Annotated in this window: 22 protein-coding genes; 11 read left to right on the top strand and 11 right to left on the bottom strand. The window is 73.9% G+C overall.

Annotated features, from left to right (window positions below):
- Nucleotides 1–161 precede the first annotated feature (161 nt).
- On the bottom strand, nucleotides 162–554 hold the full coding sequence (locus tag ACIQGV_RS23235; protein WP_402496991.1) for a nuclear transport factor 2 family protein: 393 nt from the start codon (nucleotides 552–554) through the stop codon (nucleotides 162–164).
- Nucleotides 555–795: 241 nt separating this feature from the next.
- Between ACIQGV_RS23235 and ACIQGV_RS23230 the strand changes: the two genes are divergently transcribed.
- Nucleotides 796–1,296 (top strand): peptidylprolyl isomerase, encoded by a 501-nt coding sequence (locus tag ACIQGV_RS23230; protein ID WP_402496989.1) that lies wholly within the window; start codon nucleotides 796–798, stop codon nucleotides 1,294–1,296.
- A 214-nt stretch (nucleotides 1,297–1,510) separates the two neighbouring features.
- On the opposite strand, the gene ACIQGV_RS23225 is transcribed toward ACIQGV_RS23230, so the two are convergent.
- Nucleotides 1,511–2,551 carry a YihY/virulence factor BrkB family protein gene (locus ACIQGV_RS23225; RefSeq protein WP_402496987.1) on the bottom strand — a complete coding sequence of 347 codons (1,041 nt, stop codon included), beginning with the start codon at nucleotides 2,549–2,551 and terminating at the stop codon, nucleotides 1,511–1,513.
- Between the two features lie 135 nt (nucleotides 2,552–2,686).
- Complete coding sequence (locus ACIQGV_RS23220; protein WP_402496986.1) at nucleotides 2,687–3,871, bottom strand: cytochrome P450; 1,185 nt, start codon at nucleotides 3,869–3,871, stop codon at nucleotides 2,687–2,689.
- A 180-nt stretch (nucleotides 3,872–4,051) separates the two neighbouring features.
- On the opposite strand from ACIQGV_RS23220, the gene ACIQGV_RS23215 reads away from it, so the two are divergent.
- The 3 genes from ACIQGV_RS23215 (at nucleotide 4,052) to ACIQGV_RS23205 (ending at nucleotide 7,069) form a co-directional block, all read left to right on the top strand.
- Nucleotides 4,052–4,939: a TIGR03619 family F420-dependent LLM class oxidoreductase gene (locus tag ACIQGV_RS23215; protein WP_402496984.1), complete on the top strand. Its 888-nt coding sequence runs from the start codon at nucleotides 4,052–4,054 to the stop codon at nucleotides 4,937–4,939.
- Nucleotides 4,940–5,272: 333 nt separating this feature from the next.
- Nucleotides 5,273–6,205 (top strand): AraC family transcriptional regulator, encoded by a 933-nt coding sequence (locus ACIQGV_RS23210; RefSeq protein WP_402496982.1) that lies wholly within the window; start codon nucleotides 5,273–5,275, stop codon nucleotides 6,203–6,205.
- Between the two features lie 39 nt (nucleotides 6,206–6,244).
- A complete protein-coding gene (locus ACIQGV_RS23205) occupies nucleotides 6,245–7,069 on the top strand; it encodes a carbohydrate-binding protein (protein ID WP_402496981.1) in 825 nt (274 codons plus the stop codon).
- A 264-nt stretch (nucleotides 7,070–7,333) separates the two neighbouring features.
- Here the strand turns inward: ACIQGV_RS23205 and ACIQGV_RS23200 are convergent, their stop codons facing one another.
- The 5 genes from ACIQGV_RS23200 to ACIQGV_RS23180 all read right to left on the bottom strand — a co-directional run bounded on the left by ACIQGV_RS23200 (nucleotide 7,334) and on the right by ACIQGV_RS23180 (nucleotide 9,713).
- A complete protein-coding gene (locus ACIQGV_RS23200; RefSeq protein WP_402496980.1) occupies nucleotides 7,334–7,738 on the bottom strand; it encodes a gas vesicle protein K in 405 nt (134 codons plus the stop codon).
- Nucleotides 7,710–8,066: a gas vesicle protein gene (locus ACIQGV_RS23195; RefSeq protein ID WP_402496979.1), complete on the bottom strand. Its 357-nt coding sequence runs from the start codon at nucleotides 8,064–8,066 to the stop codon at nucleotides 7,710–7,712. Before ACIQGV_RS23195 ends, ACIQGV_RS23200 begins: the two co-directional genes overlap by 29 nt.
- A complete protein-coding gene (locus ACIQGV_RS23190; RefSeq protein WP_402496978.1) occupies nucleotides 8,063–8,221 on the bottom strand; it encodes a hypothetical protein in 159 nt (52 codons plus the stop codon). The genes ACIQGV_RS23195 and ACIQGV_RS23190 overlap by 4 nt, the downstream gene beginning before the upstream one ends.
- Entirely contained in the window at nucleotides 8,218–8,754 is a 537-nt protein-coding gene (locus ACIQGV_RS23185) for a gas vesicle protein (protein WP_402496977.1), read from the bottom strand. The genes ACIQGV_RS23190 and ACIQGV_RS23185 overlap by 4 nt, the downstream gene beginning before the upstream one ends.
- Nucleotides 8,755–9,332: 578 nt before the next feature.
- On the bottom strand, nucleotides 9,333–9,713 hold the full coding sequence (locus tag ACIQGV_RS23180; protein WP_402496976.1) for an ANTAR domain-containing protein: 381 nt from the start codon (nucleotides 9,711–9,713) through the stop codon (nucleotides 9,333–9,335).
- Nucleotides 9,714–9,956: 243 nt separating this feature from the next.
- Here ACIQGV_RS23180 and ACIQGV_RS23175 point away from each other — a divergent pair, with 243 nt between their 5' ends.
- A complete protein-coding gene (locus ACIQGV_RS23175) occupies nucleotides 9,957–10,916 on the top strand; it encodes a helix-turn-helix transcriptional regulator (protein WP_402496974.1) in 960 nt (319 codons plus the stop codon).
- A gap of 51 nt (nucleotides 10,917–10,967) precedes the next feature.
- Here the strand turns inward: ACIQGV_RS23175 and ACIQGV_RS23170 are convergent, their stop codons facing one another.
- Nucleotides 10,968–11,372, bottom strand: a complete 405-nt coding sequence (locus ACIQGV_RS23170) for a hypothetical protein (RefSeq protein WP_402496973.1) — start codon at nucleotides 11,370–11,372, stop codon at nucleotides 10,968–10,970.
- Between the two features lie 466 nt (nucleotides 11,373–11,838).
- Between ACIQGV_RS23170 and ACIQGV_RS23165 the strand changes: the two genes are divergently transcribed.
- From ACIQGV_RS23165 to ACIQGV_RS23155, 3 genes are all read left to right on the top strand, one after another.
- On the top strand, nucleotides 11,839–12,609 hold the full coding sequence (locus ACIQGV_RS23165; RefSeq protein ID WP_402496972.1) for an SDR family oxidoreductase: 771 nt from the start codon (nucleotides 11,839–11,841) through the stop codon (nucleotides 12,607–12,609).
- Nucleotides 12,610–12,785: 176 nt separating this feature from the next.
- Nucleotides 12,786–13,847: a zinc-dependent alcohol dehydrogenase family protein gene (locus ACIQGV_RS23160; protein WP_402496971.1), complete on the top strand. Its 1,062-nt coding sequence runs from the start codon at nucleotides 12,786–12,788 to the stop codon at nucleotides 13,845–13,847.
- A gap of 48 nt (nucleotides 13,848–13,895) precedes the next feature.
- Nucleotides 13,896–14,588 (top strand): helix-turn-helix domain-containing protein, encoded by a 693-nt coding sequence (locus ACIQGV_RS23155; protein WP_402496970.1) that lies wholly within the window; start codon nucleotides 13,896–13,898, stop codon nucleotides 14,586–14,588.
- Here ACIQGV_RS23155 and ACIQGV_RS23150 read toward each other — a convergent pair.
- On the bottom strand, nucleotides 14,569–15,096 hold the full coding sequence (locus ACIQGV_RS23150; RefSeq protein WP_402496969.1) for a pyridoxamine 5'-phosphate oxidase family protein: 528 nt from the start codon (nucleotides 15,094–15,096) through the stop codon (nucleotides 14,569–14,571). The two genes, ACIQGV_RS23155 and ACIQGV_RS23150, sit on opposite strands and share 20 nt — an antisense overlap.
- A 236-nt stretch (nucleotides 15,097–15,332) precedes the next feature.
- Here ACIQGV_RS23150 and ACIQGV_RS23145 point away from each other — a divergent pair, with 236 nt between their 5' ends.
- Nucleotides 15,333–16,022 carry a response regulator gene (locus ACIQGV_RS23145; RefSeq protein ID WP_402496968.1) on the top strand — a complete coding sequence of 230 codons (690 nt, stop codon included), beginning with the start codon at nucleotides 15,333–15,335 and terminating at the stop codon, nucleotides 16,020–16,022.
- Between the two features lie 175 nt (nucleotides 16,023–16,197).
- Here ACIQGV_RS23145 and ACIQGV_RS23140 read toward each other — a convergent pair whose 3' ends face one another.
- Nucleotides 16,198–17,412 carry a globin domain-containing protein gene (locus ACIQGV_RS23140; protein WP_402496967.1) on the bottom strand — a complete coding sequence of 405 codons (1,215 nt, stop codon included), beginning with the start codon at nucleotides 17,410–17,412 and terminating at the stop codon, nucleotides 16,198–16,200.
- A gap of 518 nt (nucleotides 17,413–17,930) precedes the next feature.
- Between ACIQGV_RS23140 and ACIQGV_RS23135 the strand changes: the two genes are divergently transcribed.
- Both ACIQGV_RS23135 and ACIQGV_RS23130 read left to right on the top strand, forming a co-directional pair.
- Nucleotides 17,931–19,649 (top strand): GAF domain-containing protein, encoded by a 1,719-nt coding sequence (locus tag ACIQGV_RS23135; RefSeq protein WP_402496966.1) that lies wholly within the window; start codon nucleotides 17,931–17,933, stop codon nucleotides 19,647–19,649.
- A gap of 809 nt (nucleotides 19,650–20,458) precedes the next feature.
- A complete protein-coding gene (locus ACIQGV_RS23130; protein ID WP_402496965.1) occupies nucleotides 20,459–22,840 on the top strand; it encodes a phosphoketolase in 2,382 nt (793 codons plus the stop codon).
- The last annotated feature ends 131 nt before the right edge of the window (nucleotides 22,841–22,971 follow it).

The raw sequence follows: 22,971 nt of genomic DNA, 5'->3' as shown, positions 1-22,971 counted from the left end.
CCCGGGGCATGCCTCCGGTCCCGGTCCGCGTCCAGGGCCCGCCGAGGCCGCGGACATCTCCCTCGCCCCGGTGACCGACGGCGGAGCGGTCCTCCCCGGCCGCCGGTGCGCTGCCGGCCGGTCCGCCGCCCCGCCGCCCGCGGCCGCCGGTGGGGCGGGCCTCATGTGCCGGCCGCCTCCTGGGCGATCTGCTCGAACTGGGCCCCCATGGCCTCGGACAGCGCCTTGGCCGCGGAGAGCGGGCGGACCATGACGGTGAAGTCGTCGATCCTGCCCTCCTCGTCGAAGTGGAGGAAGTCGCAGCCCTGGATCCGCCTGCCGTCGACGGTGGCCGTGAACACGAAGGCGTGGTCGCGGCCCCCCGCGTCGGCGATCTCGCGCACATAGGTGAAGTCCTCGAAGACACGCAGCACACCGCGCAGGATCGCCGCGGTGATCGCCTTGCCCGGGTACGGCTTGAAGGCGACGGGGCTGGTGAAGACGACGTCGTCGGCGAGCAGCGCCTCGATGGCGGCGGTGTCGCGGTCCTCGACGGCCTTGCGGAACGGGTGCATGACCGTTCACTCCCTCGGTTATTCAAAAAATTGAGTAGGTGTCGTGGAGGCTACGCCTCGCCGCGCGGCATCGCCAGACCTCTCGTGAGGTGACCTGGGTGGCTCGTCCGCTTCCGGAGGGACCGCACGGCCGTGGCCGACGACCGGTCGGCTTCCGCCGGAGACGAAGCGGCCGTGGCACAGGCGCCGGTCGTGTGCGTGACAAGATGTTCCGGTTGTCCCCGCGAGAAAGGCGCTCTTCATGTCCAGGGTCGAGCTGACCACCAACTTCGGCCGTATCGTCCTCGAACTCGCCGACGCCGAGGCACCCAAGACCGTCGAGAACTTCCTGACGTACGTGCGCAACGGGCACTACGACGGAACGATCTTTCACCGTGTGATCGAGACCTTCATGATCCAGGGAGGTGGCTTCACCGCGGAGATGGCGCAGAAGCCGACCCTGGCCCCGGTCCAGAACGAGGCCGACAACGGTCTGAAGAACACGGAGTACACCGTGGCGATGGCGCGCACCGGTGACCCGCACTCGGCGACGGCCCAGTTCTTCGTCAACGTCTCGGACAACGACTTCCTGGACTTCAAGGCCAAGAACCCGAACGGCTGGGGCTACGCCGTCTTCGGCAAGGTCACCGAGGGCCAGGAGGTCGTCGACCAGATCAAGGCCGTCCGCACCGCCAGCAGCCGCGGCCACCAGGACGTGCCCACGCAGCCCGTCGTCATCGAGTCCGCCAAGATCGTCGCCTGACGGCCCTGACGGCCCTGACGGCCCTGACGGCCCTGACGGCCCCGGCGGCCCCGGCGGCCCGGGTGACCGGGCGCTCCTGACGACCCGGCGGCCCGGCCGACCGGCACCGAGGACCGCGCGCCGGGGCCGTGCCCTCGCGCGGTGGTCCTCGTACGGCGGTCCTCGTACGGCATCCCCCCGGTACGGCGGCCCTGCGAGGGCGGACGCCCGCGCGTCACCCGCCCTCGGTGAGCCTGCGCCGGTCCTGCTCGTCCCACGCGCGGGTGTCGCGCGGCTCGGCGTAGGGCTCCCGGTCCGGCGGGAGGCCGCCCGCGATCGCCCGTTGCCGCACCGTCTCGGCGTCGAACTCCAGGCCGAGCAGGATCGCCAGATTGCCGACCCACAGCCAGGCCAGGAACACGATCGCGCCCGCCATCGTGCCGTACGTCTTGTTGTACGAGGCGAAGTTCGAGACGTAGAACGCGAAGCCGGCCGAGGCGATCAGCCAGATCGCCAGGGCGAGGAAACTGCCGGGCGTGACCCAGCGGAAGCCGCGCACCTTGGCGTTCGGCGTGGCCCAGTACAGGAGCGCGATCATGACGACGACCAGGGCCACGAGGACGGGCCACTTGACGACGGCCCACACCGTCAGGGCCGTGTCGCCGATGCCCAGCGCGGAACCCGCCCGGCGGGCCAGCGTTCCGGTGAAGACCACGATCAGCGCGCTGAGCACGGCCAGCACCAGCAGGGCGACGGTCACGCCCAGCCTGACCGGCAGCACCTTCCAGATCGGACGGCCCTCCGGCATGTCGTAGACGGCGTTCGCGGTGCGGATGAACGCCCCGACGTACCCCGACGCCGACCACACCGCCAGCACCAGGCCGGCGACCGCCATGAGCGAACCCAGGCCCGCGTTGTCCTGCAACTGCTCGACGGCTCGCGTGAGGATGTCCCGGGCGGAGCCGGGGGCGAGCTGTCTGACGTTGTCCAGCAGTCTGTCCGTGGTGGAGCGGCCGGTCATGCCGAGCACCGACACCAGCACCAGCAGGGCGGGGAACAGCGCCAGGATCCCGTAGTACGTCAGGGCCGCCGCCCGGTCGCTCAGCTCGTCGTCGCGGAACTCGCGCAGCGTGCCCCTGAGCACGGCGCCCCAGGAGTGCGCCGACATCTCGGCGGGTGAGTCGGGAGCCCGTTCCTCGACCTCGGGGGCCGGGCCGAACCGGCCCTCGTCACGCGCTTCGTGTTCCTTGCGTCCGGGTCTCGGCAGTCGCGTCATACGGGGCCGGGTTCCCGGCCCGGGCCCACGCACGCGTCACGCCCGGGCCGGGACGCGCGCAGGCCCACGCGCATCCCGGACGCCCGTACCGCCGGACACGGGGTCCGGGCCGGCCGGGACGGGGCCCGCGCCGGGTCAGAAGCGCACCGGCAGCGCCAGCAGCCCCCGGGCCCGCAGGGAGGGCCGCCACCGCAGCTCCTCGCGGGGCACGTCCAGCTTCAGCGACGGGAACCGGGACACCAGCGCCCCCACGGCGATCTGCGTCTCCAGACGGGCCAGCGGGGCGCCCACGCAGTAGTGGATGCCGTGGCCGAGGGCCAGGTGCCCGCCGTCCCGCCGGCGCAGGTCCAGGTGGTCGGGGCGGGGGAACCGGTCCGGATCACGGTCGGCGGAGGCGAGCGACAGCATGACGGTCTCCCCGGCCGGTACGGTCACCCCGCCGATCTCGACGTCCTCGACCGGGAAACGCCGGATCGCCAGCAGCGCCGGCCCGTCGTAGCGTGCGAGCTCCTCCACCGCGTCCTCGATCCCGCCCGGGTCCCGGCGCAGCGCGGCCAGCTCCCGAGGGTGGTCCAGCAGGGCCAGCACGGAGCTGCCGATGAGCTGCACCGCGTTCTCGTAGCCGGCGACCAGCACGAGGAACGCCAGGGACGTCAGCTCGTCCTCGGTGAGCCGGTCGCCGCCGTCGCGCACCCGGACCAGATCCGACAGCAGATCGTCGCCGGGCACACGCCGCTTGGCGGCGATCAGCGCCGGGAAGAACGCCAGCATCGAGGCCACCGCCCGCTTCGCCGCGCCCGGGTCCGCGGGGTCCGGGGCGACCAGCGCGTCGGTCCACTCCCTAAAGTCCCGGCGGGATTCGTCCGGCACACCCAGCAGATCGCAGATGACGGTGATCGGCAGCGGGGCCGCGTACTCCGCGACGAGATCGGCGCGTCCCCGCTCCGCCATCCGCTCCAGCAGCCGGTCGGCCAGCGCCTGGATGCCCGGCCGCATCCGCTCCACCCGGCCGGGGGTGAAGGCCCGGGAGACCAGCCCCCGGATGCGGGTGTGGTCCGGCGGATCCATGTTCAGCAGATTGGCGTCCAGGGCCGGCGGCAGCGTGAAGCCCCGGTAGTGGCCGGGGAGCCGGTGGGCCTTGTCCAGGGACAGCCGGGGATCGGCCAGCAGCCGCCGTACGTCGGCGTAGCGGGTGACGATCCACACGGGCAGTCCGTCGGGTCCGGTGACCCGGTGCACGGGCCCCGCCTCGCGGAGGCGGGCGTACGCCGGGTGGGGGTCGTCGACCAGGTCGGTCGGGTCGGGGAACACAGCAGCCATGAGGGCCAGCCTAGGCCGACCGCGAGGCGCCGGAGCCCGTGAAGTCCCTCCGTGCGGGGCGGGGTTGGCGCACAAAGGCGGCGGACGGGCCGAACCCGTCGTTAAGTTGGAGTCGTTGACAGGGCGGCCGGTGAGCACACCGGCCTGTCACCCCATGACCGCGATCGAAAGGCAGCTCCCATGCCTCAGTTACGCCTAGGTGTCTCCCTCCAGCCGCGCTGGCCGGTCGACGACGGAAGGGCCGTGCTCCGTGCGGCGGTCCACGCCGAGGAGCTGGGCTTCGACCATGTGGCGGTCGGCAACCGGCTGCTGGACAGCGGGTTCGGCCTCGACACCGACCCGTTCGTCCTGCTGTCGGCCGTCGCGGGCGCCACGACCCGGCTGCGGCTGCTGACGTCGGTGCTCGTCGCGCCGCACTATCCGGCGCTGCTGCTCGCCAACCAGGCGTCCACCCTGGATGTCGTGTCCGGCGGACGGCTGGTGCTGGGCGTCGGCACCGGCTGGAACCCGGACGAGTTCGCCGCCGCCGGTGTGCCGGTCCGTGAGCGCGGGTCCCGCACCGACGACCACCTCGCCGCCGCGCAGGCCCTGTGGACGCACCGCCCCGCCGACTTCGAGGGCCGTCACACGACCCTGCGGGGCGCCCGCCTCGGCGTTCCCCCGGTCACCCCCGGCGGCCCGCCCGTGTGGGTCGGCGGTCACAGCGACGTGGCCCTGCGGCGCGCGCTGCGGTTCGGCGCCGGCTGGTACGGCAGCGGCGTCGACGCCGCGACGGTCACCGGCGTGCGCCGGCGGCTGGGCGAACTCGCCGAGGGCGCCCAGGACGCCGGGCGTCTCACCCTCGCCTCGATGGTGTTCCTCGTGCCGCCCGGTGTCCCCGCGCTCATCCAGCCGCCGGGGCGGCCGGCCGGCGGCTCCTCGCCCAGCGCGGCGAGCATCGTGGACGACCTCGGCCGGCTTGCCGAAGCGGGTCTGAGCGCCGTCACGCTGTGGCTGCCCGTCGCGGCCGAGCACGTGGAGAAGGCGACGGAGTGGATCGCGGCCGAGGTCGCGCCGCAGCTCGCCTGACGCGCCCGGACCACCGCGGCCGCGCCGCGGCCCGTCCGGCGCCCTGACGCTCCGACCGCCCGTTCCCGGGGCGGGGGCGACGTGCCGCGAGGCCGCCGCCCCCGCCCCGGTGCGGCGCACCGCGCCGGACGGGCCGTCGCGCAGGATGGGCCGCCGTGCCGGACGGACCCCCGTGCCGGACGGACCCCCGTGCCGGACGGACCCCCGTGCCGGACGGGCCTTCGCCCCGGACGGGCCTTCGCCGCGGGTCTGTAGCGGCCGTTCCCGTGACCGCACGGACATGGGAAGGTGACTCCTGCCCATTGGTCTGTACCTACTGGAGCGGGGGAGCGGATGCGCAGCACGACCGTCCTGCCGGGAACACCCTGTCTCGCGCCCCCGTCCGGGGACGTGCCCCTGCACCGCCTGGAGGTCGCCGGGCCGACGGCGGTCCCCTTCGCGGCCGGGTCCTTCGAGGAACTGGGGCCGTTGTCCCGCGCGGACCGGCCGCACCGGCACACCTTCCACGAGATCGTCCATGTGACGGCCGGCTCCGGCACCCATGTCGTCGATCTCGCCCGCTGGCCGTTGCGCCCGCCGCACCTGGCCGTGATCGGGCCCGGACAGGTGCACCACTGGGCGGACGGCCAGGGGATCGACGGCACGCTCGTGCTCTTCACCGACGACTTCCTGGTCGACCACCCCGACGACCGCGAGGTGCTCCGGCGGCTCGGGGAACGCTGCTGGTTCGGGCTGGACCCCGGGGACGACGACCGGATGCGGCACCTCATGGCCGAACTGGTCACGGAACACCGGCGGCAGGCTCCGGGCTTCGAGAGCGTGCTGCGTTCCCTGCTGCACGTGCTCGTCGTGCGCGCGGCCCGGCTGTCCGGCCGCACCGGCTCCGCCGCCGGACCCGGCGGCCGGCCGGCGGCTCTGGCCGAGTCCTTCGCCCGGCTGATCGCCCGGCACGACGCGACCGCCTGGACGGTACGGGACTGCGCCGGGCAACTCGGTGTCACCCCCGGCTATCTCACCCAGGCCGTCCGCGCCGCGACCGGCCGCAGCCCGGGGCGGCTGCTCATCGAGGCCCGCGCCTACCAGGCCCAGCGGCTGCTCGCCCACACGCAGCTGACCGTACGGCAGGTCGCCGCGCGCACCGGGTTCGCCGACCCCGCCTATTTCAGCCGCTTCTTCCGCCGGGAGACCGGCACCAGCCCCGGCGCCTTCCGAAAACACCACAGCCACCGTCATCCGTCCCTCGAAGCCCGGCGGCCGCCCGCCTAGGTTCGTTGCCGATCCCGATGCCCCCCACAAGGAGCACGCATGGACAACGAGACGAACCCTCCACGGCGCATCCGCCGCAAGACGGTGCTGCGTGCGGCGCTCGGCGCGACCGCGGCCGTGCCCGTCGCCCTGCTCGGCGGCCCGGCACTGGCCCGCACCTTCATCTCGACCGACACCGCGCCCCCGCTCACCCCTCCCTGCGACGACGGTGACGACCTCACCCCGCCGCAGACCGAGGGCCCGTACTTCAAGCCCCGTTCGCCCCAGCGCACCAGCCTGCTGGAACCCGGACTGCCGGGAACCCGGCTGACGGTCACCGGCTATGTCTTCGGCCGTGCCTGCCGCCCCGTGGCCGGGGTGCTGATGGACTTCTGGCAGGCCGACGCCTCCGGTGCCTACGACAACACCGGCTTCCGGCTGCGCGGGCACCAGTTCACCGACTCGCGCGGTTCGTTCGCGCTCACCACGATCGTGCCGGGCCTGTACCCGGGCCGCACGCGGCACATCCACGTCAAGCTCCAGGCCCCGAACCGGCCCGTGCTGACGACGCAGCTGTACTTCCCGAACGAGCCCCGCAACAACACCGACACGATCTTCGACCCGCGCCTGGTGATGACGGTCCGGGACGCGGACGGCGGACGCCAGGCGTCCTTCGACTTCGTCCTCGACGTGCCCCAGACCCCCGGTCCGGACCCGACGCCGACCACCACCCCGCCGCCGGGCGGCACCTGGGCCGTCGGCACCACCTACAGCGCGGGCGACCGTGTCACGTACGCGGCCCGCGCCTACGTCTGCCTCCAGACCCACACCGCCGGGCCGGGCTGGGAGCCCCCGAACGTCCCCGCCCTGTGGCGGGCCGTCTGAGCCGGGAGCGATGCCGCCGCCCTCCCGCGGGCGGCGCGTCCACCGGGGAGAAGGCCGGGGCCTCCCGTACGGCACCCGGCGCATGACCCGGACCCGGGCGTCGGCTGCGTCGAGCAGGGGGGACGTCCGGGTCCGGCTCGTTCCGGGGCAGCGGGACGGGCCCGGCGAGGGGCAGCGGGACGGGCCCGGCGAAGGGCTCGCCGGACCACCGCACACGGCGACCGTCCCTCCGGCGTCCCCCGTGTTCCCGTCGGCTCCCGCATCTCACGGCGGAAGCAGCGGTCCCAGGGGCCCCAGGTCGATGTTGAGGTCCTCCATCCGCAGGCCGTAGCGGTCGCACAGCTCGGTCATCCGGTCGTGGAGGACCATCAGGGTCAGTCCGAGCCGCTCCTCCTGCTCCTCGGTCAGATCACCCTCGTCGACCCGGTGCAGCGCCTGCCGCTCCATCAGCTGGCGCAGCAGCTCGACGATCGTCAGCACGAGCCTCATCAGGTCCCGCTCCACGGTGTCCGGATCGGTGCGCAGCCGCCACAGGGCGTCCCGCCCGGAGGACGAGGGGAGGTCGTCCGGGCGCGCGGGCAGCAGCGCGAAGGCCCGGGCCGCGGCCTCGGCCACCTCCCTGATCCGGTCAGCCCGGGGGTCATCCGGGGAGGTCACGGTACTCGTCACCCGGTGCGGCCGGTGTCCGCGGGAAGGGCGTCCACGGTGCGTCGGCAGGCCCGCGCACGGGGGACACCAGCGCGCGCAGCGACACCCGGACCAGGTCGATGTCGGCGATCGAGACGACCAGGTCGCCGGTGAGCACGACGCCTCCGGTCAGCAGCCGGTCGAGGAGGTCGATCAACGCCACCTGCCGCTGGGCGAGCGGCCTGTCGTCGTACCCGTCGTACCCGTCGTACCCGTCGTACCCGTCGTACCCGTCGTACCCGTCGTGGTCGCCATGGTTGCCGTGGCCGTCGTACCCGCCGTGGTCCTCGTAACCGTCGTGCTCGGTCATCGCCGGACCTCCTCCGGCACCGCGGCGGCCGGCGGGCCCGGGCGGACGAGGACGACCGGGGCACCCGCCACGCCGAGCAGCCCCTGCGGCGCGGCCACGGCCGGGGTGCCGGACGCCCCGGGCACGGCACCGGCGCAGCACAGTGTCCCGTTCACGAGCGGCCCTCCCGGTCCTCGTCGCCCTCCGCGGGCCTGCGGCGCGGGCGCTTGGGCCGGGTCCGGGGTTCTCCCTCCGCAGGCCGTGACCGGCCGCGCTCCCGCTCCTCCCGCGCTTCCGGCTCCTTCCGCGCTTCCGGCTCCTTCCGTGCTTCCCGCTCCTTCCGCGGCGGCAGCTCGGCCGACGGCCGTTCCAGACGGCCGCGCAGCTCCCGCACCTCTTCGCGCAGCCGCTCGTTCTCCTCCCGCAGACCGGGGCGCTGCCGGGCGCGTGAGGACAGCGCGGGGTCGTGCTCCCACCAGTCGATGCCCATCTCCCTGGCCTTGTCCACGGAGGACACCAGCAGCCGGATCTTGACGGTGAGCAGTTCGATGTCGAGCAGGTTGATCCTGATGTCGCCGACGATGACGATGCCCTTGTCGAGCACGCGCTCCAGGATGTCGGCGAGGTTGGCGCCGGACGGTTCCCGGCCGTAGCCGTACGGGGAGAACGGCTGCGAGGGCCTGCGGGCGGCGGGGCGTGACTCAGTCACGGCGGCTCCAGTCTCCGGCCCCCTTCGTGAGCTTCGGCTTCCCGGCCCCGCGCTCCCTCGCGTCCCGGCGCCGTTCCGGCTCGTCCATGTCCTCTCCTCCGGTCCCGCCCCCACGCACCGGCGGGCCCGGCCGTGCCGCGTTCCCGCACCACGACCAGGTCACCCTCCCTCCGTGCTCCCGTGCCGGGCCGGCGGTCCCCGATCTCCTCCGGCCGGCCCCGGGAGCGCGTCCTGCGGCAGGCGCCGCGGTCGCCCGCTCACTCCTTCCGGTCGTGGCGGTCGCCGGAACCCCGTTCGCGCCGGTTCTCACGCGAGGGCTTCCGTTCCCGTATGTCGTCGCGTCCGTACCGTACGGACGCGGTGGCCGTACGGACCCGGGACCGCGCGGGCCGCGCCCGACGGCACGCCCTGGATCCCGCCGCGCGCCGTCCCCGGTGACGCCGGGCAGCCGCGCAGGAACCCTGCGGCCCTCCTCCGGGCCGGGCCGGTCGTCATGCCGGTCTCCCGGCCCTCCCGGCCTCCCTCCGACAACCCCGCAAACCTGATCGGTAAACCTTCGGCCGCGTCGGGTCGTCATGTCACGGGCCGTGCTCCCCCAGGGCCCCGCCGCCGACGGCATCGGCACGCGGCGGGAACGGCCGGCGGACCAGAGGAGTGCCCCGCTGCTCCCGGAACGCCTCGCCCAGGGCGGCGCGCAGGGCCGCACGGACGTCGTCCGGCAGCTCTCCCCGGTCCACCCAGCGCACGATGTGCTCCGCCACCACACGGAGCTTGACATTGGTGCGCTGCGAGACGTCCTTGAGGACCTCCCAGCTCCGTTCCGCACGCAGACCGCCGACCGCCATCAGGACACCGATCGCCTGGTCGACCACCGCGTGGGACACCACGGCCCGCCGCAGCTGTTCGATCTCGCCCTGGAGGGCGGTGATCCTCTCGGCCAGTTCGTCCTGATCGGCCATCTCCGTCCGTCTCTCCCCGGTCCCGTTCCGGCCGTCCCCGCCGGGCGGCGGGCACCGGAGGACGGCGTAGTCCCCCGGTCCACCCTGGGCAACGGCGCCCCGGGAGGCCAGCCACTGAACGAACGGTTCCGCGGCCACCGGCCACAGAACGAAACGAGCCCCCGTCCGGAGCCCGGGAGCAGGGCGCCGCGGACGTAGGGTTGCCGGGAAGGACGGTCAGCAGGCGAAGGAGACACCGCCGCCATGCACACGCTCAGCTTCGACAGCGACGACCTGGAACGGACCGAGGCGTTCCTCAGCGAGGCGTACGCGAGGATGCGCATCGGGAACGGCTCGGCCACGACCAGCCGCGCCCGGATCCGGCGCACCGCGACGGAATCGGTCAGCGTCGACGAGCTCGACCTCGATTTCGACATGAGCTACTCCGTCACCCCGCTCGGCCGGATCTGTCTGTGCCTCGTCCACGAGGGCACCATCCAGGACCACGCGTACCCGGGGCTGCGGGACTCCTTCGGCCCCGGCGACGTGGTGTCCTTCGCCCCGCCCGACCAGGCGTACGCGGGCCGGGTCTGCGCGGCGCGCTACAACATCACCATGCTGGACCCGGCCCTGCTCGCCGACGTGGCCGCCGCCCGGCCGGGCCGCCGTCCGGAGCCGGTCCGGCTGACCGGCCACCGGCCCCGGTCGGCCGCCGCGGCCGACCGGCTGAGGGCCACCGTCGGCTACCTGCGCGACCATGTCCTCGCCGACGGGACGCTCGCCGACCAGCCGCTGGTCGTCTCCACCGCGACCCAGCACCTCGCGGCGACCGTGCTCGCCGCGTTCCCCAGCACCGCGCTCACCGAACCCACTTCGGGCGACCGCCTGGACGCCCACCCGGCCGCCCTGCGCCGCGCCCTCGCCCACATCGACGACCACGCGGCCGAGCCCGTCACCGTCGCGGAGATCGCGGCCGCCGCGCACATCACGGTGCGCGCCCTGCAGTACGCCTTCCGCAAGCACCTGGACACCACACCGCTGGCCCATCTGCGCCGGGTGCGCCTGGCCCATGCCCACCAGGACCTGCGGACGGCCGATGCGGGTGACGGGGTCACGGTCACCGCGATCGCGGCCCGCTGGGGTTTCCACCACCCGGGCCGCTTCGCCGCCGTCTACCGTGCGGCCTACCACCGGTCGCCGCAGCGGACCCTCACGGAGACCTGAGGGCCGGCTGCCGGGCGGCCGCCCGATGCGACGCCCGCCGAGGCGTCCGCCTCACGGGGTGGCGAGGGGAGGATCGCCCACGGTGGTCCCGCCGGAAGGGGACCCGTCGTTCCGGAGAGCGTCCTCCAGGACGTCTTCCGCCGCCTTCTCGTTCATCGCCGGCGCGCTTCGGTAGCCGTAGCCGTAGTCGGTGGCGGACAGCGACTCGCAGCCGGACGGCCGTGGTTCCACCGGGGTCTGCGACCGGTCCCCGGTGGCGACCGCGGCCACGGCCGCCACGCGGACACCGATCGCCTCGGCGTCCGCCGAGGGCGCAGTGGCGGCTGCCGCCGCCGACGCCGTACCGGAAGCCGTGGCGCCGCCTCCCGGATCGCCCGAGTCCCCTGATCCGCCCGAACAGGCGACGAGTGTCAGCAGCAGAGCCGCCGTCGATGTGAGTGCTGCCGCAGTGCGCATGGCCCCTGCCCCCCGGCGAGGTCGAGAACGACGACACATGACGGCACGCGGGCCGTCGGCGGGCAGCCGGTTCCCGGATCCACGGGCGCCCGGTCCGGGCCCGGGGCGTCGCCGGCGGCCGTTCCTGCGATCGCCGCATGCCCGGCGCCGAGCACGTTCCTGCTGGTCTCCTTCCGGCGCACACCGCTCTGGAAGGCCGTCGCACGGGGCCGGACGAGGGCGGGCGGCCGCAGGCCCTGGCTCGCCCCGCGGCTGGGCCGGCCGGTCACCCCTCCCTGACCTGCGGGACCAGGCCGGACGAGGCCGCGGGGCCCTGCGCGGAGAGTGCCGCGGCACCTCGGCGAAGGCCCGCGGAACCGGTACCCGAGGAACCTCCCAAAGTAATCAGGCCACTGTTGTCCACCCCTTCCGCCCCGTGACCTAATCGGCAGTGCCGGGTGCCGAGAACCTTGAGAGGCGGCAAACGATGAGCAGTGAGCGGACCACTCCGCTGGCGGGCAAGACCGCGATCGTGACCGGGGGGTCACGCGGCATCGGCCGCGCGATCGTGCGGAGACTGGCCGCCGACGGCGCGTCGGTGGTGTTCTCCTACGGCCACGACGCCGCCGCCGCGCAGGAGACGGTCGACGAGATCACCGCCGAGGGCGGCACGGTCCGGGCGGAACACGCCGAACTGACCGACCTCGACCGGATAGAGCAGCTGTTCCTGGCCGCCGACAAGCACTTCGGCACCCGCCTGGACATCCTGGTCAACAACGCGGGCACTTTCGTACGGACCCCCATCGGCTCCACCAGACCGGAGGACTTCGACCGGCAGATCGCGGTCAACGCCAAGGCCCCGTTCTTCGCCATCCAGCACGCCGCGGAACGGATGACGGAGGGCGGACGGATCGTCAACATGTCGACCGTCACCACCCGCTGGCCCCGGCAGCAGGAGGCCGTCTACGCCGCCAGCAAGGCCGCCCTGGAGCAGTTCACCTGGATCGCCACCCGCGAGCTGGGCCCCCGGGGCATCACCGTCAACGCCGTCTCGCCCGGTCCGACGGACAGCGGCGAGAACGGGATGCTGCGCCGGGCCACGACGGCCGAGATCCGTGAGGAGGTCAGCAGGCAGACCCCGCTCGGCGCCCTCGGCGGCACGACCGACATCGCGAACGTGGTCGCCTTCCTGGTCGGCCCGGACGGCGGCTGGGTGACCGGCCAGAACATCCGCGTCGACGGCGGTCTCGTCTGGTAGAGGGCCCCGTCCCCCTCGTTCCACGCGGTCCCGGCCTGCTGCCCGCCCGGCACACCGGGGCCGCGCCGTGCGCCACCGGGACCCGCTCGGCGCACGACGAGGGCCGAACGGCCCAAGCGCACCGTGCCCGGCGCGGCCGAAGCTGACATGGGGGTCACTCCGAAGGAGGAACCGTCATGAAGGGCTTCGTCTTCCACGGCCCCGGACAGTCCGCCTGGGAGCAGGTCCCCGACCCGAGGATCGACGAACCCACCGACGCCGTCGTACGCGTCGACGCGGTCACCATATGCGGCACCGATCTGCACATCCTCAAGGGCGACGTCCCCGAGGTGCGTCCCGGCACCGTCCTGGGACACGAAGCCGTCGGGGAGATCGTCACGACCGGCGGCGACGTACGCACGGTCCGGCCCGGCGACCGGGTCCTGGTCTCCTGCATCACCGCCTGCGGCCGCTGCCGCTTCTGCCGGGACCGCGCCTACGGACAGTGCCGGGGCGGCGGAGGCTGGATCCTCGGCCACCGCATCGACGGCACCCAGGCCGAGTACGTCCGTGTGCCCTACGCCGACCTGTCCGTGCATCCGCTGCCGGGCGGGCTGACGGACCAGGACGCCGTGCTGTTCGCGGACATCTTCCCGACCGCGTACGAAGTGGGCGTGGTCAGCGGCGACGTGCGGCCCGGCGACACCGTGGCCGTCGTGGGCGCCGGTCCCGTCGGCCTCGCCTCGATCCTCACCGCACGGCTCTACTCGCCCGAACGGGTCGTCGCGGTGGACCTCAGCGCCGCCCGCCTCGACGCCGCCCGCCGGCTCGGCGCCGACGTCGTCGTCCAGGCCGGGGACGCTCCCGAGGAACTCGTCGCCGACCTCACCGACGGACTCGGCGCCGACGTGGTGATCGAGGCCGTGGGCGTGCCGGAGAGCTTCGAGATGTGCACCCGCCTGGTGCGGCCCGGCGGCCGCGTGGCCAACGTGGGCGTGCACGGCAGACCGGTGACCCTGCACCTCGAAGACCTGTGGATCAAGAACGTGACGATCACCACCGGCCTGGTCGACACCTGGTCCACCCCGACCCTGCTGAGGATGGCGGCCTCCGGAGGGCTGCCCGTGGGATCCCTGGTCACGCACACCTTCCCGTCGGCGCGGATGGAGGAGGCGTACGAGGTCTTCGCGCACGCCGCCGACTCGGGAGCCCTCAAGGTGGTGCTCTCCGGCGGACAGGGGGCGGCCGGAGAGGTCTGAGCGGAAAGCCGGCTCCGCCGGCCCGAACGGAAAGAGGAGGCGAGTGCCGTGCGGAACCGGACGGCATCCGATGCCACGCACACCACGACCGGCCATGGCCGCGGCGACCTCGGACGCCGGCTCGCCTCGCGCCGCGCCGCGCTCGGCCTGACACGGCGGGAGGCGGCCGAACGCGCGGGCATGGCCGTCGCCTACCTGGAGTACCTGGAGGAGACGCCCGGCTCCGCGCCCGGCCGCAGCACGCTGCTCCGGCTCGCGGGAGCCCTGGAGACCACCGTGTCTGCCCTCGCCGGAGGCGACGTGGACGCGCCGCCCGGCCGCGGCCCCGCCGGACGGGACCGTGAGCTGGCGGCACTCACCGCCCCGGAGTGCTGGGAGCGGCTCGGCACGCACGGTGTGGGCCGGCTCGCGGTGACCGGCGCCGAGGGGCCGACGGTCCTCCCCGTCAACTACAGCGTCGTCGACGGCACGATCGCGTTCCGGACCGCCGCCGGCTCCGTGCCCTCCCAGACCCCCGGCCGGCGTGTCGCGTTCGAGGTCGACCACATCGACGAGGCGCTCAGCACGGGCTGGAGCGTCCTGGTACGCGGCCGCGCCCGGGGCGTGACGGACCCGGCGCTCCTGCGACGCCTGCGGAACCGGTCCTTCAGCACGCCCTGGGCGGGAGGCCGGCGCGAGATGTGGATCTGCGTCGACGCGGTGAGCATCAGCGGCCGCACGATCAGGCAGAACCCGTCGTAGGGTCCGTGACCGGGGTCCGGTCGGCCGCGTCCCGGTCGGCCTGGCCGCCGCCGTCCCGGTCGTCCGTGCCAGGCAGCCGCAGCCCGGTCACCAGTTCCGGGTGGATCCGTACGGCGTACTCCATGGCCCGGTCCACCCACGGCCGCAGCATCGTCCGGTAACGGGCCAGCTCGTCCGGCTCGGTGACCAGACGGGCGTAGCCGGTCACGACGACGCTCCACCCGGCATGGCTGTCGGGGTCGATGGAATCGGCCTCGTAGGCGACGACGACCCCCTGGCCGTCGGCCAGACTGGTCTGCAGGGTGAGGGCGGCGCCGGCGTGCGTGCGGATGACGATGTCCTCCCCGTCGAGCACATGGTTCACGGGGCGGATCTGCGGCAGCGCACGGTCGGTGAAGACGATGCGCCCCAGCGAGACACCGCCGAGCAGCCGCAGCGCCTCGAACCGGTCCAGCTCGTGGCTCTGCCGGGACGGGCCGGGGACCGGCGGGGAGTTGTCGATGGTCATGAGGGTTTCCACCTGGGCGTCTGGAGGGCTCGCTCGGCCGTGGGCCGGCGCCACACGTCGATGGAACGCCGGGTACCCGCGAAAGGCCAGGGCCGTTCGGCCCTGTTCGGTCCTCTCCACGCCGATCAGGGCCGAACGGCCCTGGCCGTCCGGCCCCGCAACGGCGAAGATCGAGGCAGGACAGTCGGCCGGTCCATCCGCGGGCCCCGGCGAGCACGGACGAGGAGCACTCGAACATGGCCAGCGAGCGGTCCGGCACCGACCCTGAGATCCGGGTGTTCCTGCTGGACGACCACGAGGTCGTACGGCGCGGAGTGCGGGATCTGCTGGACGACGAACCCGACATCACCGTGATCGGGGAGGCCGCCACCGCCGAGCAGGCGCTGGCCCGGGTGCCCGCGCTGCGCCCGCAGGTGGCCGTGCTGGACGTGCGGCTGCCCGACGGCGACGGGGTGAGCGTGTGCCGTGAACTGCGCTCGCGCATGCCGGAGCTGGCCTGTCTGATGCTGACCTCGTTCGACGACGAGGAAGCCCTGCTGGACTCGATCATGGCCGGCGCGTCGGGTTACGTCCTCAAGCAGATCCAGGGATCCGACCTGGTCAACGCCGTACGGACGCTCGCCGCAGGCCAGTCGCTGCTGGATCCGGCCGCCACCGCGAAGGTCATGGCCCGGCTGCGCGGGGCCGGGGAACAGCCCCAGGAACCCGAGGCGCTCGCGGGCCTGACCGCGCGTGAGCGGGAGATCCTCGCCCTCATCGGGGAGGGTCTCACCAACCGGCAGATCGGCCAGCGGCTGTACCTCGCGGAGAAGACGGTGAAGAACCACATCTCCCGCCTCCTGGCCAAGCTCGGCGTCGAACGCCGCATCCAGGCCGCGGTCATCGCCACCCAGGCCGAGGACAGACTCCACCTCCACGACAACTGACCCCGGCCCCGGCGCCTCGCCCCGGGCCCGGACTCCCGCCTTCTGTCTTCCGCCTTCCGCCTCCCGGTCCGGGCCCCAGGCCCCGGGCCGGGTTCCGGCCTGTCCGCAGGCACCCGAACGGCGACGGCACCCACCTGGTGAGGCGGGTGCCGTCCGAGGGGCTCGACGGTGCGGGTCAGGCCGTCGGGCCCGGGAGCCAGAGGTCGGGGCCGAAGACCTCGTAGCGGATGTGACGGGCCGGGACGCCGGCGCGGAGCAGCTGCCCGCGCACCTCGCGCATGAACGGCAGCGGGCCGCACAGGAACACCGTGGCGTCCTCGGGCAGTTCGATCCCGGCGAGGTCCATCAGACCGGCCCGGGCGCCGGGCTCCTCCGCGCCCGGCCGCTCGTACCAGAACTCGGCACGACCGCCCGGCAGCCGCCCGACGAGGTCGCGGGTCTCGGTGCGCAGGGCGTGGTCGGCGGGGGAGCGGTCGGCGTGCAGGACCAGCACCGGGCGGGCCGTGCCGAGCGCGGCGAGGTGGGCCAGGATGCCCGTCATCGGGGTGCAGCCGATGCCCGCGGAGACCAGGACGACGGGCTTCCCGGCGTCGGCCGCGTCGTCGAGGAAGACGTCACCGAACGGCGCCGACAGGGTCAGCTCGTCGCCCGCGCGGACCTGTGCGTGCAGCAGGCCGGAGACCTCGCCGTCGGGGTCGCCCGCCACTCCCGCGACCCGCTTCACGGTGATGCGCCGCAGGTCACCGCCGGGGTCGGAGGAGAGGGTGTACTGCCGCAGCTGGTGCACACCGTCGGACAGCCGCACCCGCACGCTCACGTACTGGCCCGCCCGGGCCCGCGGCGCGGGCTCCCCGTCGGCGGGGCGCACCAGGAAGGACACCACGTCCGGGGTCTCCTCCCGGCGCTCCACGACCGTCCAGGTCCGCCACACCTCGCCGGGCACGACGCCCGCGTCCTGGTAGAGCCGCGCCTCCCGCCCGATCAGTGCCCCGGCCATCAGCCAGTAGACCTCGTCCCAGGCGCCCGCCACCTCCGGCGTGACGGCGTCGCCGAGCACCTCGGCTATCGCGCCGAACAGGTACTTGTGGACGATCGTGTACTGGTCGTCCGTGACGCCGACGGCGGCGTGCTTGTGCGCGATCCGGTCCAGGATCGCGTCGGGCCGGGCGTCCGGGTCGGCCAGCAGTGCCGTCGCGAACCCGGCGATCGAGCCGGCCAGGGCACGCCGCTGGGCGCCGCTGGCCTGGTTGCCGCGGTTGAACATCCCGTCGAGCAGCTCCGGCCGGTCGCGGAACATCGTGGCGTAGAAACGGGTCGTGATCTCGTCGAGCGCTCCGGCGACCGCGGGCAGGGTGGCCCGGATCAGCGCGGCGGATTCCTCGGACAGCATGAAGTCTCCCGGCAAGGGGCTGAGTACAGGTGGGGCGCCGCTTCGTGAAGGAGCGGCGGCCTCTTGTGTACCAGCCGCGGAGGCCGTCTCCGGCGCGGTCGGGGCCGCAGGGGCGAACCGGGGTCCATCGGCCTGACGACTCGGGACCATCGGCCCCATGGCCGGCCCCGTCCCGGGGCCGTTCGGCGCCGCCCGCACCGCCTGCCGGCCCCGTTCCCGCCGCGCGGGCGCGGCGTCGTCCGCCGGTTTCGGCGCGCGGTGTCCTCGACGCGCGCCGGTCTTCGCGTACGGCTCTCGCCCGCGGGCACCGCGGCATGGGCGGAGCGACACCGCGGGGGATCGGTGCCGCTCCTGATTCGAGCGTCCCACAGTTCCCGCCCGCGGCACAGGCGCCGATCGGCCCACTCCCGCCCCGTTGGCCGAGACCCCTGCCGTGGAAGGGCAGGCGGGGGCATTACCGTGTCATCTGACCGGACCGGTGAGTGTCCGGTCCGAGCACGGGAGCCGGAGGAGCGCAGGTGTCGGGTGCCGAGGAGGCGCGGATACGGCTGCCGCAGCTGAGACTGGACGAGCTGCTGGAGGAGCTCCAGGCCCGCCTGGACGCGGCCCGCGGCACCCGGGACCGGGTGCACAGCCTGCTGGAGGCGGTGCTCTCGGTCGGCAGGGAGCTGGATCTCCAGCAGGTGCTCCACAGCATCGTGGAGGCCGCGGCCGCGCTGGTCGACGCGGAGTACGCCGCGCTCGGCGTGATCGGCCCCGACGGCAGGAGCCTGTCGGACTTCCACGCCGTGGGACTCACCGACGAGCAGATCGCGGGCATCGGCCACTACCCCGAGGGCCACGGCCTCCTCGGTGAACTGATCCGCCACCCCGAGCCGCTGCGGCTGGCGAAGCTCTCCGAGCACCCTGCCTCCTACGGCTTCCCGGCCCACCACCCGCCGATGAACACCTTCCTCGGTGTCCCGATCCGGGTGCGCGACCAGGTCTTCGGCAACCTGTACCTGACCGAGAAGCGCGGCGGGGCGCAGTTCGACGAGGAGGACGAGGCGGTCCTGGCGACCCTGGCGGTCGCGGCGGGCGTGGCGATCGACAACGCCCGTCTGTACGAGGAGTCCCGGCAGCGTGAGCGCTGGCTGCGCGCGAACACCGAGATCACCCACAGCCTGATGTCCGGCAGTGAGCGGGCCGAGGTCCTCGGCCTGGTCGCCGACCGGGCCAGGGAGATCACCGGCGCGGCGCTGGCGGTGGTCGCGATGCCGATGGAGGAGACGGGCTCGCTCGCCGTGGAGCTGGCCCTGGGGCGCGGGGCGGAGGTCTTCCGGGGTCTGGTCCTGCCCACCGAGGGCTCCCTGATCGGCGACGCGTTCACCGCGGCGATCGCGGTCACCAGCGCGGACGTCACCGAGGACGAGCGGATGCCGCCGGGTTCGCGGAGCCTGAGCGGGCTCGGCCCGGCGGTGGCCGTTCCCGTCGGGACGGGGGGCGGCGGCGTAAGGGGTGTCGTCCTGCTGGTCCGGGAGGCGGGGCGGACTTTGTTCGCCGGCAAGGACATCGAGGCCCTGGAGGTCTTCGCGGCGCAGGCGGCCATCGCGATGGAGCTGGCGCAGCGCCGCCGGGACGCCGAGCAGATCGCCGTGCTGCGGGACCGCGACCGCATCGCCCGGGATCTGCACGACCTGGCGATCCAGCGGCTGTTCGCCACCGGCATGACCCTGCAGAGCGCCGGTCGTTTCATCGACCATCCCCAGGCCGCCGAACGCGTCGCGCGGGCGGTGGACGACCTCGACGAGACGATCAAGATCATCCGCTCGACGATCTTCGGCCTGAGGGCCCGCGAGGACGCCGCCGGGTCCGGGCTGCGGGGCCGTGTCGTACGCCTCCTGGGCGAGACCGCGCCGGTGCTGGGCTTCGCCCCCAGCCTCCGCATGGAGGGCCTGCTGGACACGGAGGTCCCCAAGGAGGCCGCCGACCATCTCGTGGCCGTCCTGTCCGAGGCCCTGACCAACATCGCCCGCCACGCCCACGCGGACCGGGCGGAGGTGGCCCTGGTGACCGACGGCCGGGAGGTCCGGCTGTCGGTCACGGACAACGGCGTCGGCGTCCCGGCGGACGGCCGCCGCAGCGGACTGCGCAACATGGCGGAGCGGGCGGAACAGCTGGGCGGCACCTTCGAACTCACCCGCCCCGCCACCGGAGGCACCGCGCTGACCTGGCGGGTCCCGGTGGATCAGCCCTGAGCGTCCCTGGTCCGGTGGATCAGCCCTGAGCGTCCTGGTCCCGGTGGATCAACCCTGGGTCTCCGGGCCCCGGTTGACGGACTTCTGCCTCTCATCGGCCCGGGCCCGCACTCCACCGGTCCACGGCCCGGGTGTCCGGCTGCGGCCGCCGGTGACCGGCCGGCGGGCCACCGGCCGGCCCATGGCGAGGGCCCTTGCTGTCGCCTGTCGCCTGTCGGCCTGCGGTGCTCGTGGGCACGGTCCACCGCCTGTCGGGTGGGTGTGCGGGGGCGAAAGCCGGTCGTCCGGGCATCGGTTGACGGGCCGTTGTCTTCGGTCACCGGCTGCCGGTGCGGGCTCCTTGCCGTCGCCTGTCGCCCGCCGGCCTGCGGTGCTCGTGGGCACGGTCCACCGCCTGTCGGGGGGTGTGCGGGGGCGAAAGCCGGTCGTCCGGGCATCGGTTGACGGGCCGTCGTCTTCGGTCACCGGCTGCCGGTGCGGGCTCCTTGCCGTCACCTGTCGCCTGTCGGCTTGCGGTGCTCGTGGGCACGGTCCACCGCCTGTCGGGCGGGTGTGCGGGGATGAAAGCCGGTCGTCCGGGTACCGGTTGACGGACCGTTGCCGCCGGCCGTCGGCCCTCGGTGACCGGCCGTCGGCCCGCGCCCTCCGGGGCCGCCGAACGGGTGTCGTCCCGGAAGGTTGGCCCACTCGGCCCTGTCGCCCCGACGGGCGTCCGGCAGAGGGTGGTGGGACCAGGCGGGTCCACCGGGCCCGCCGGGCCGACCGAGCCCGCAGAAGTCTCCGCCCCGCCCGACCCGGGAAGGAACCCGATGTCCGTCGACGCCCGACAGACTGCCGAACTCACCGACGAGGAGCTCCAGGCGCTGGACGCCCACTGGCGTGCCGCGAACTATCTGGCCGCCGGCCAGATCTACCTCATGGCCAACCCGCTGCTCGCCGAGCCGCTGCGCCCGGAGCACATCAAGCCCCGTCTGCTGGGTCACTGGGGCACCTCGCCGGGCCTGAACCTCGTGCACACCCACCTCAACCGGGTGATCAAGGCCCGCGGCCTGGACGCGCTGTGCGTCTGGGGTCCCGGACACGGCGGCCCGGCCGTCCTCGCCAACAGCTGGCTGGAGGGCTCCTACACGGAGACCTACCCGGACGTCACCCGGGACAGGGACGGGATGTCCCGGCTGTTCCGGCAGTTCTCGTTCCCCGGCGGCGTCCCCAGCCATGTCGCGCCCGAGACACCCGGCTCCATCCACGAGGGCGGCGAGCTCGGATACTCGCTGTCCCACGCCTACGGTGCCGCGCTGGACAACCCCGGCCTGCTGGTGGCCTGCGTGATCGGCGACGGCGAGGCCGAGACCGGCCCGCTGGCGACGTCCTGGCACTCCAACAAGTTCCTCGACCCCGTCCACGACGGTGCCGTCCTGCCGATCCTCCACCTCAACGGCTACAAGATCGCCAACCCGGCCGTCCTCGCCCGGCTGGAGCCGGCCGAACTCGACGACCTCCTGCGCGGATACGGACACGACCCGATCCATGTCACCGGCGACGACCCCGCCGTCGTCCACCGCGCCATGGCCGCGGCCATGGACACCGCGCTGGACCGCATCGCCGAGGCCCAGCGCGCCGCCCGCGAGGACGGCGCGGCCGGACGCCCCCGCTGGCCGGTGATCGTGCTGCGCACCCCGAAGGGCTGGACCGGCCCGGCCGAGGTCGACGGCGTGCCGGTGGAGGGCACGTGGCGCTCCCACCAGGTCCCCCTCTCCGGAGTGCGCTCCAACCCCGGCCACCTGCGCGAGCTGGAGGCATGGCTGCGCTCCTACCGCCCGGAGGAACTCTTCGACGAACAGGGCCGCCCCCGCCCGCAGGTCCTCTCCTGCGTCCCCGAGGGCCCGCGCAGGCTCGGCGCGAACCCGCACGCCAACGGCGGCCTGCTGCTGCGCGAACTGCCCCTGCCGCCGCTCGACCGCCACGCCGTCCCCGTGGACAAGCCCGGCGCGACCCTGCACGAACCGACCAGGGTGCTGGGCGATCTGCTCACCGATGTCATGCAGGGCACCGCAGAGCGCCGCGACTTCCGCCTCGTCGGCCCCGACGAGACCGCCTCGAACCGGCTCGACGCCGTGTACGGCGTCAGCGGCAAGGCATGGCAGGCCGGCACCCTGACCACGGACGAACACCTCGACCGGCAGGGCCGGGTGATGGAGATCCTCTCCGAACACACCTGCCAGGGCTGGCTGGAGGGCTACCTCCTGACCGGCCGGCACGGACTGTTCTCCTGCTACGAGGCGTTCGTGCACATCGTCGACTCGATGGTGAACCAGCACATCAAATGGCTGCGCGTGACCCGGCGCCTGCCCTGGCGCGCGCCCGTCGCCTCCCTCAACTACCTCCTCACCTCCCATGTGTGGCGGCAGGACCACAACGGCTTCTCCCACCAGGATCCCGGCTTCGTCGACCACATCCTCAGCAAGAGCCCCGAAGCCGTACGGGTCTATCTGCCGCCGGACGCCAACACCCTGCTGTCCGTGGCCGACCACGCCCTGCGCAGCCGCGACTACGTGAACGTGATCGTGGCGGGCAAACAGCCCTGCTACGACTGGCTGTCCATGGAGCAGGCCCAGGTGCACTGCGCACGCGGCGCGGGCGTCTGGGACTGGGCCGGCACCGAGGACGGCACACGCGAACCGGACGTGGTCCTCGCCTGCGCGGGCGACGTCCCCACCCAGGAGGTGCTGGCCGCGGCCCAGCTGCTGCGCCGCCATCTGCCGCAGCTCACCGTCCGTGTCGTCAACGTCGTCGACATCGCGCGGCTGATGCCGAGCGAGGAACATCCGCACGGCATGAGCGACTTCGAGTTCGACGGGCTGTTCACCGCCGACAAGCCCGTGGTCTTCGCGTACCACGGCTATCCGTGGCTGATCCACCGGCTGGCCTACCGCCGCACCGGCCACCGCAATCTGCATGTGCGCGGCTACAAGGAGATCGGCACCACGACCACGCCGTTCGACATGGTCGTCCGCAACGACCTCGACCGCTACCGCCTCGTGATGGACGTCATCGACCGCGTCCCCGGGCTCGCGGTGCGCGCCGCCGGCGTACGCCAGCGCATGGAGGACGCCCGGCTGCGTCACCACGACTGGATCCGCGCCCACGGCACCGATCTGCCGGAGGTCGCCGACTGGTCCTGGGACGGCTGAGCTCCCCGGGCCGGGGGGGGGGGGGGGGGGGGGGGCCGCCCCCCCCCCCCCCCCCCGGGGGGGGGGGGGGGCCCCCCGGGGGGGGCGGGCGGGGGGGGGGGGGGGGCCCCCCCCCGCCCGGGGGGGGCGGG

The organism is Streptomyces sp. NPDC093094 (assembly GCF_044754345.1).
GTDB lineage: Bacteria > Actinomycetota > Actinomycetes > Streptomycetales > Streptomycetaceae > Streptomyces.
This window is presented reverse-complemented; position numbering and strand designations above follow the sequence as displayed.

Bases quoted from the DNA above. Each gene is read 5' to 3' on its own strand.
- ACIQGV_RS23220 (WP_402496986.1), bottom strand. From the start codon at position 3,871: ATGGCTGCTGTGTTCCCCGACCCGACCGACCTGGTCGACGACCCCCAC.
- ACIQGV_RS23210 (WP_402496982.1), top strand. From the start codon at position 5,273: ATGCGCAGCACGACCGTCCTGCCGGGAACACCCTGTCTCGCGCCCCCG.
- ACIQGV_RS23130 (WP_402496965.1), top strand. From the start codon at position 20,459: ATGTCCGTCGACGCCCGACAGACTGCCGAACTCACCGACGAGGAGCTC.
- ACIQGV_RS23225 (WP_402496987.1), bottom strand. From the start codon at position 2,551: ATGACGCGACTGCCGAGACCCGGACGCAAGGAACACGAAGCGCGTGAC.
- ACIQGV_RS23175 (WP_402496974.1), top strand. From the start codon at position 9,957: ATGCACACGCTCAGCTTCGACAGCGACGACCTGGAACGGACCGAGGCG.
- ACIQGV_RS23140 (WP_402496967.1), bottom strand. From the start codon at position 17,412: ATGCTGTCCGAGGAATCCGCCGCGCTGATCCGGGCCACCCTGCCCGCG.
- ACIQGV_RS23170 (WP_402496973.1), bottom strand. From the start codon at position 11,372: ATGCGCACTGCGGCAGCACTCACATCGACGGCGGCTCTGCTGCTGACA.
- ACIQGV_RS23165 (WP_402496972.1), top strand. From the start codon at position 11,839: ATGAGCAGTGAGCGGACCACTCCGCTGGCGGGCAAGACCGCGATCGTG.
- ACIQGV_RS23180 (WP_402496976.1), bottom strand. From the start codon at position 9,713: ATGGCCGATCAGGACGAACTGGCCGAGAGGATCACCGCCCTCCAGGGC.
- ACIQGV_RS23195 (WP_402496979.1), bottom strand. From the start codon at position 8,066: ATGACCGAGCACGACGGTTACGAGGACCACGGCGGGTACGACGGCCAC.
- ACIQGV_RS23215 (WP_402496984.1), top strand. From the start codon at position 4,052: ATGCCTCAGTTACGCCTAGGTGTCTCCCTCCAGCCGCGCTGGCCGGTC.
- ACIQGV_RS23205 (WP_402496981.1), top strand. From the start codon at position 6,245: ATGGACAACGAGACGAACCCTCCACGGCGCATCCGCCGCAAGACGGTG.
- ACIQGV_RS23150 (WP_402496969.1), bottom strand. From the start codon at position 15,096: ATGACCATCGACAACTCCCCGCCGGTCCCCGGCCCGTCCCGGCAGAGC.
- ACIQGV_RS23145 (WP_402496968.1), top strand. From the start codon at position 15,333: ATGGCCAGCGAGCGGTCCGGCACCGACCCTGAGATCCGGGTGTTCCTG.
- ACIQGV_RS23230 (WP_402496989.1), top strand. From the start codon at position 796: ATGTCCAGGGTCGAGCTGACCACCAACTTCGGCCGTATCGTCCTCGAA.
- ACIQGV_RS23160 (WP_402496971.1), top strand. From the start codon at position 12,786: ATGAAGGGCTTCGTCTTCCACGGCCCCGGACAGTCCGCCTGGGAGCAG.
- ACIQGV_RS23235 (WP_402496991.1), bottom strand. From the start codon at position 554: ATGCACCCGTTCCGCAAGGCCGTCGAGGACCGCGACACCGCCGCCATC.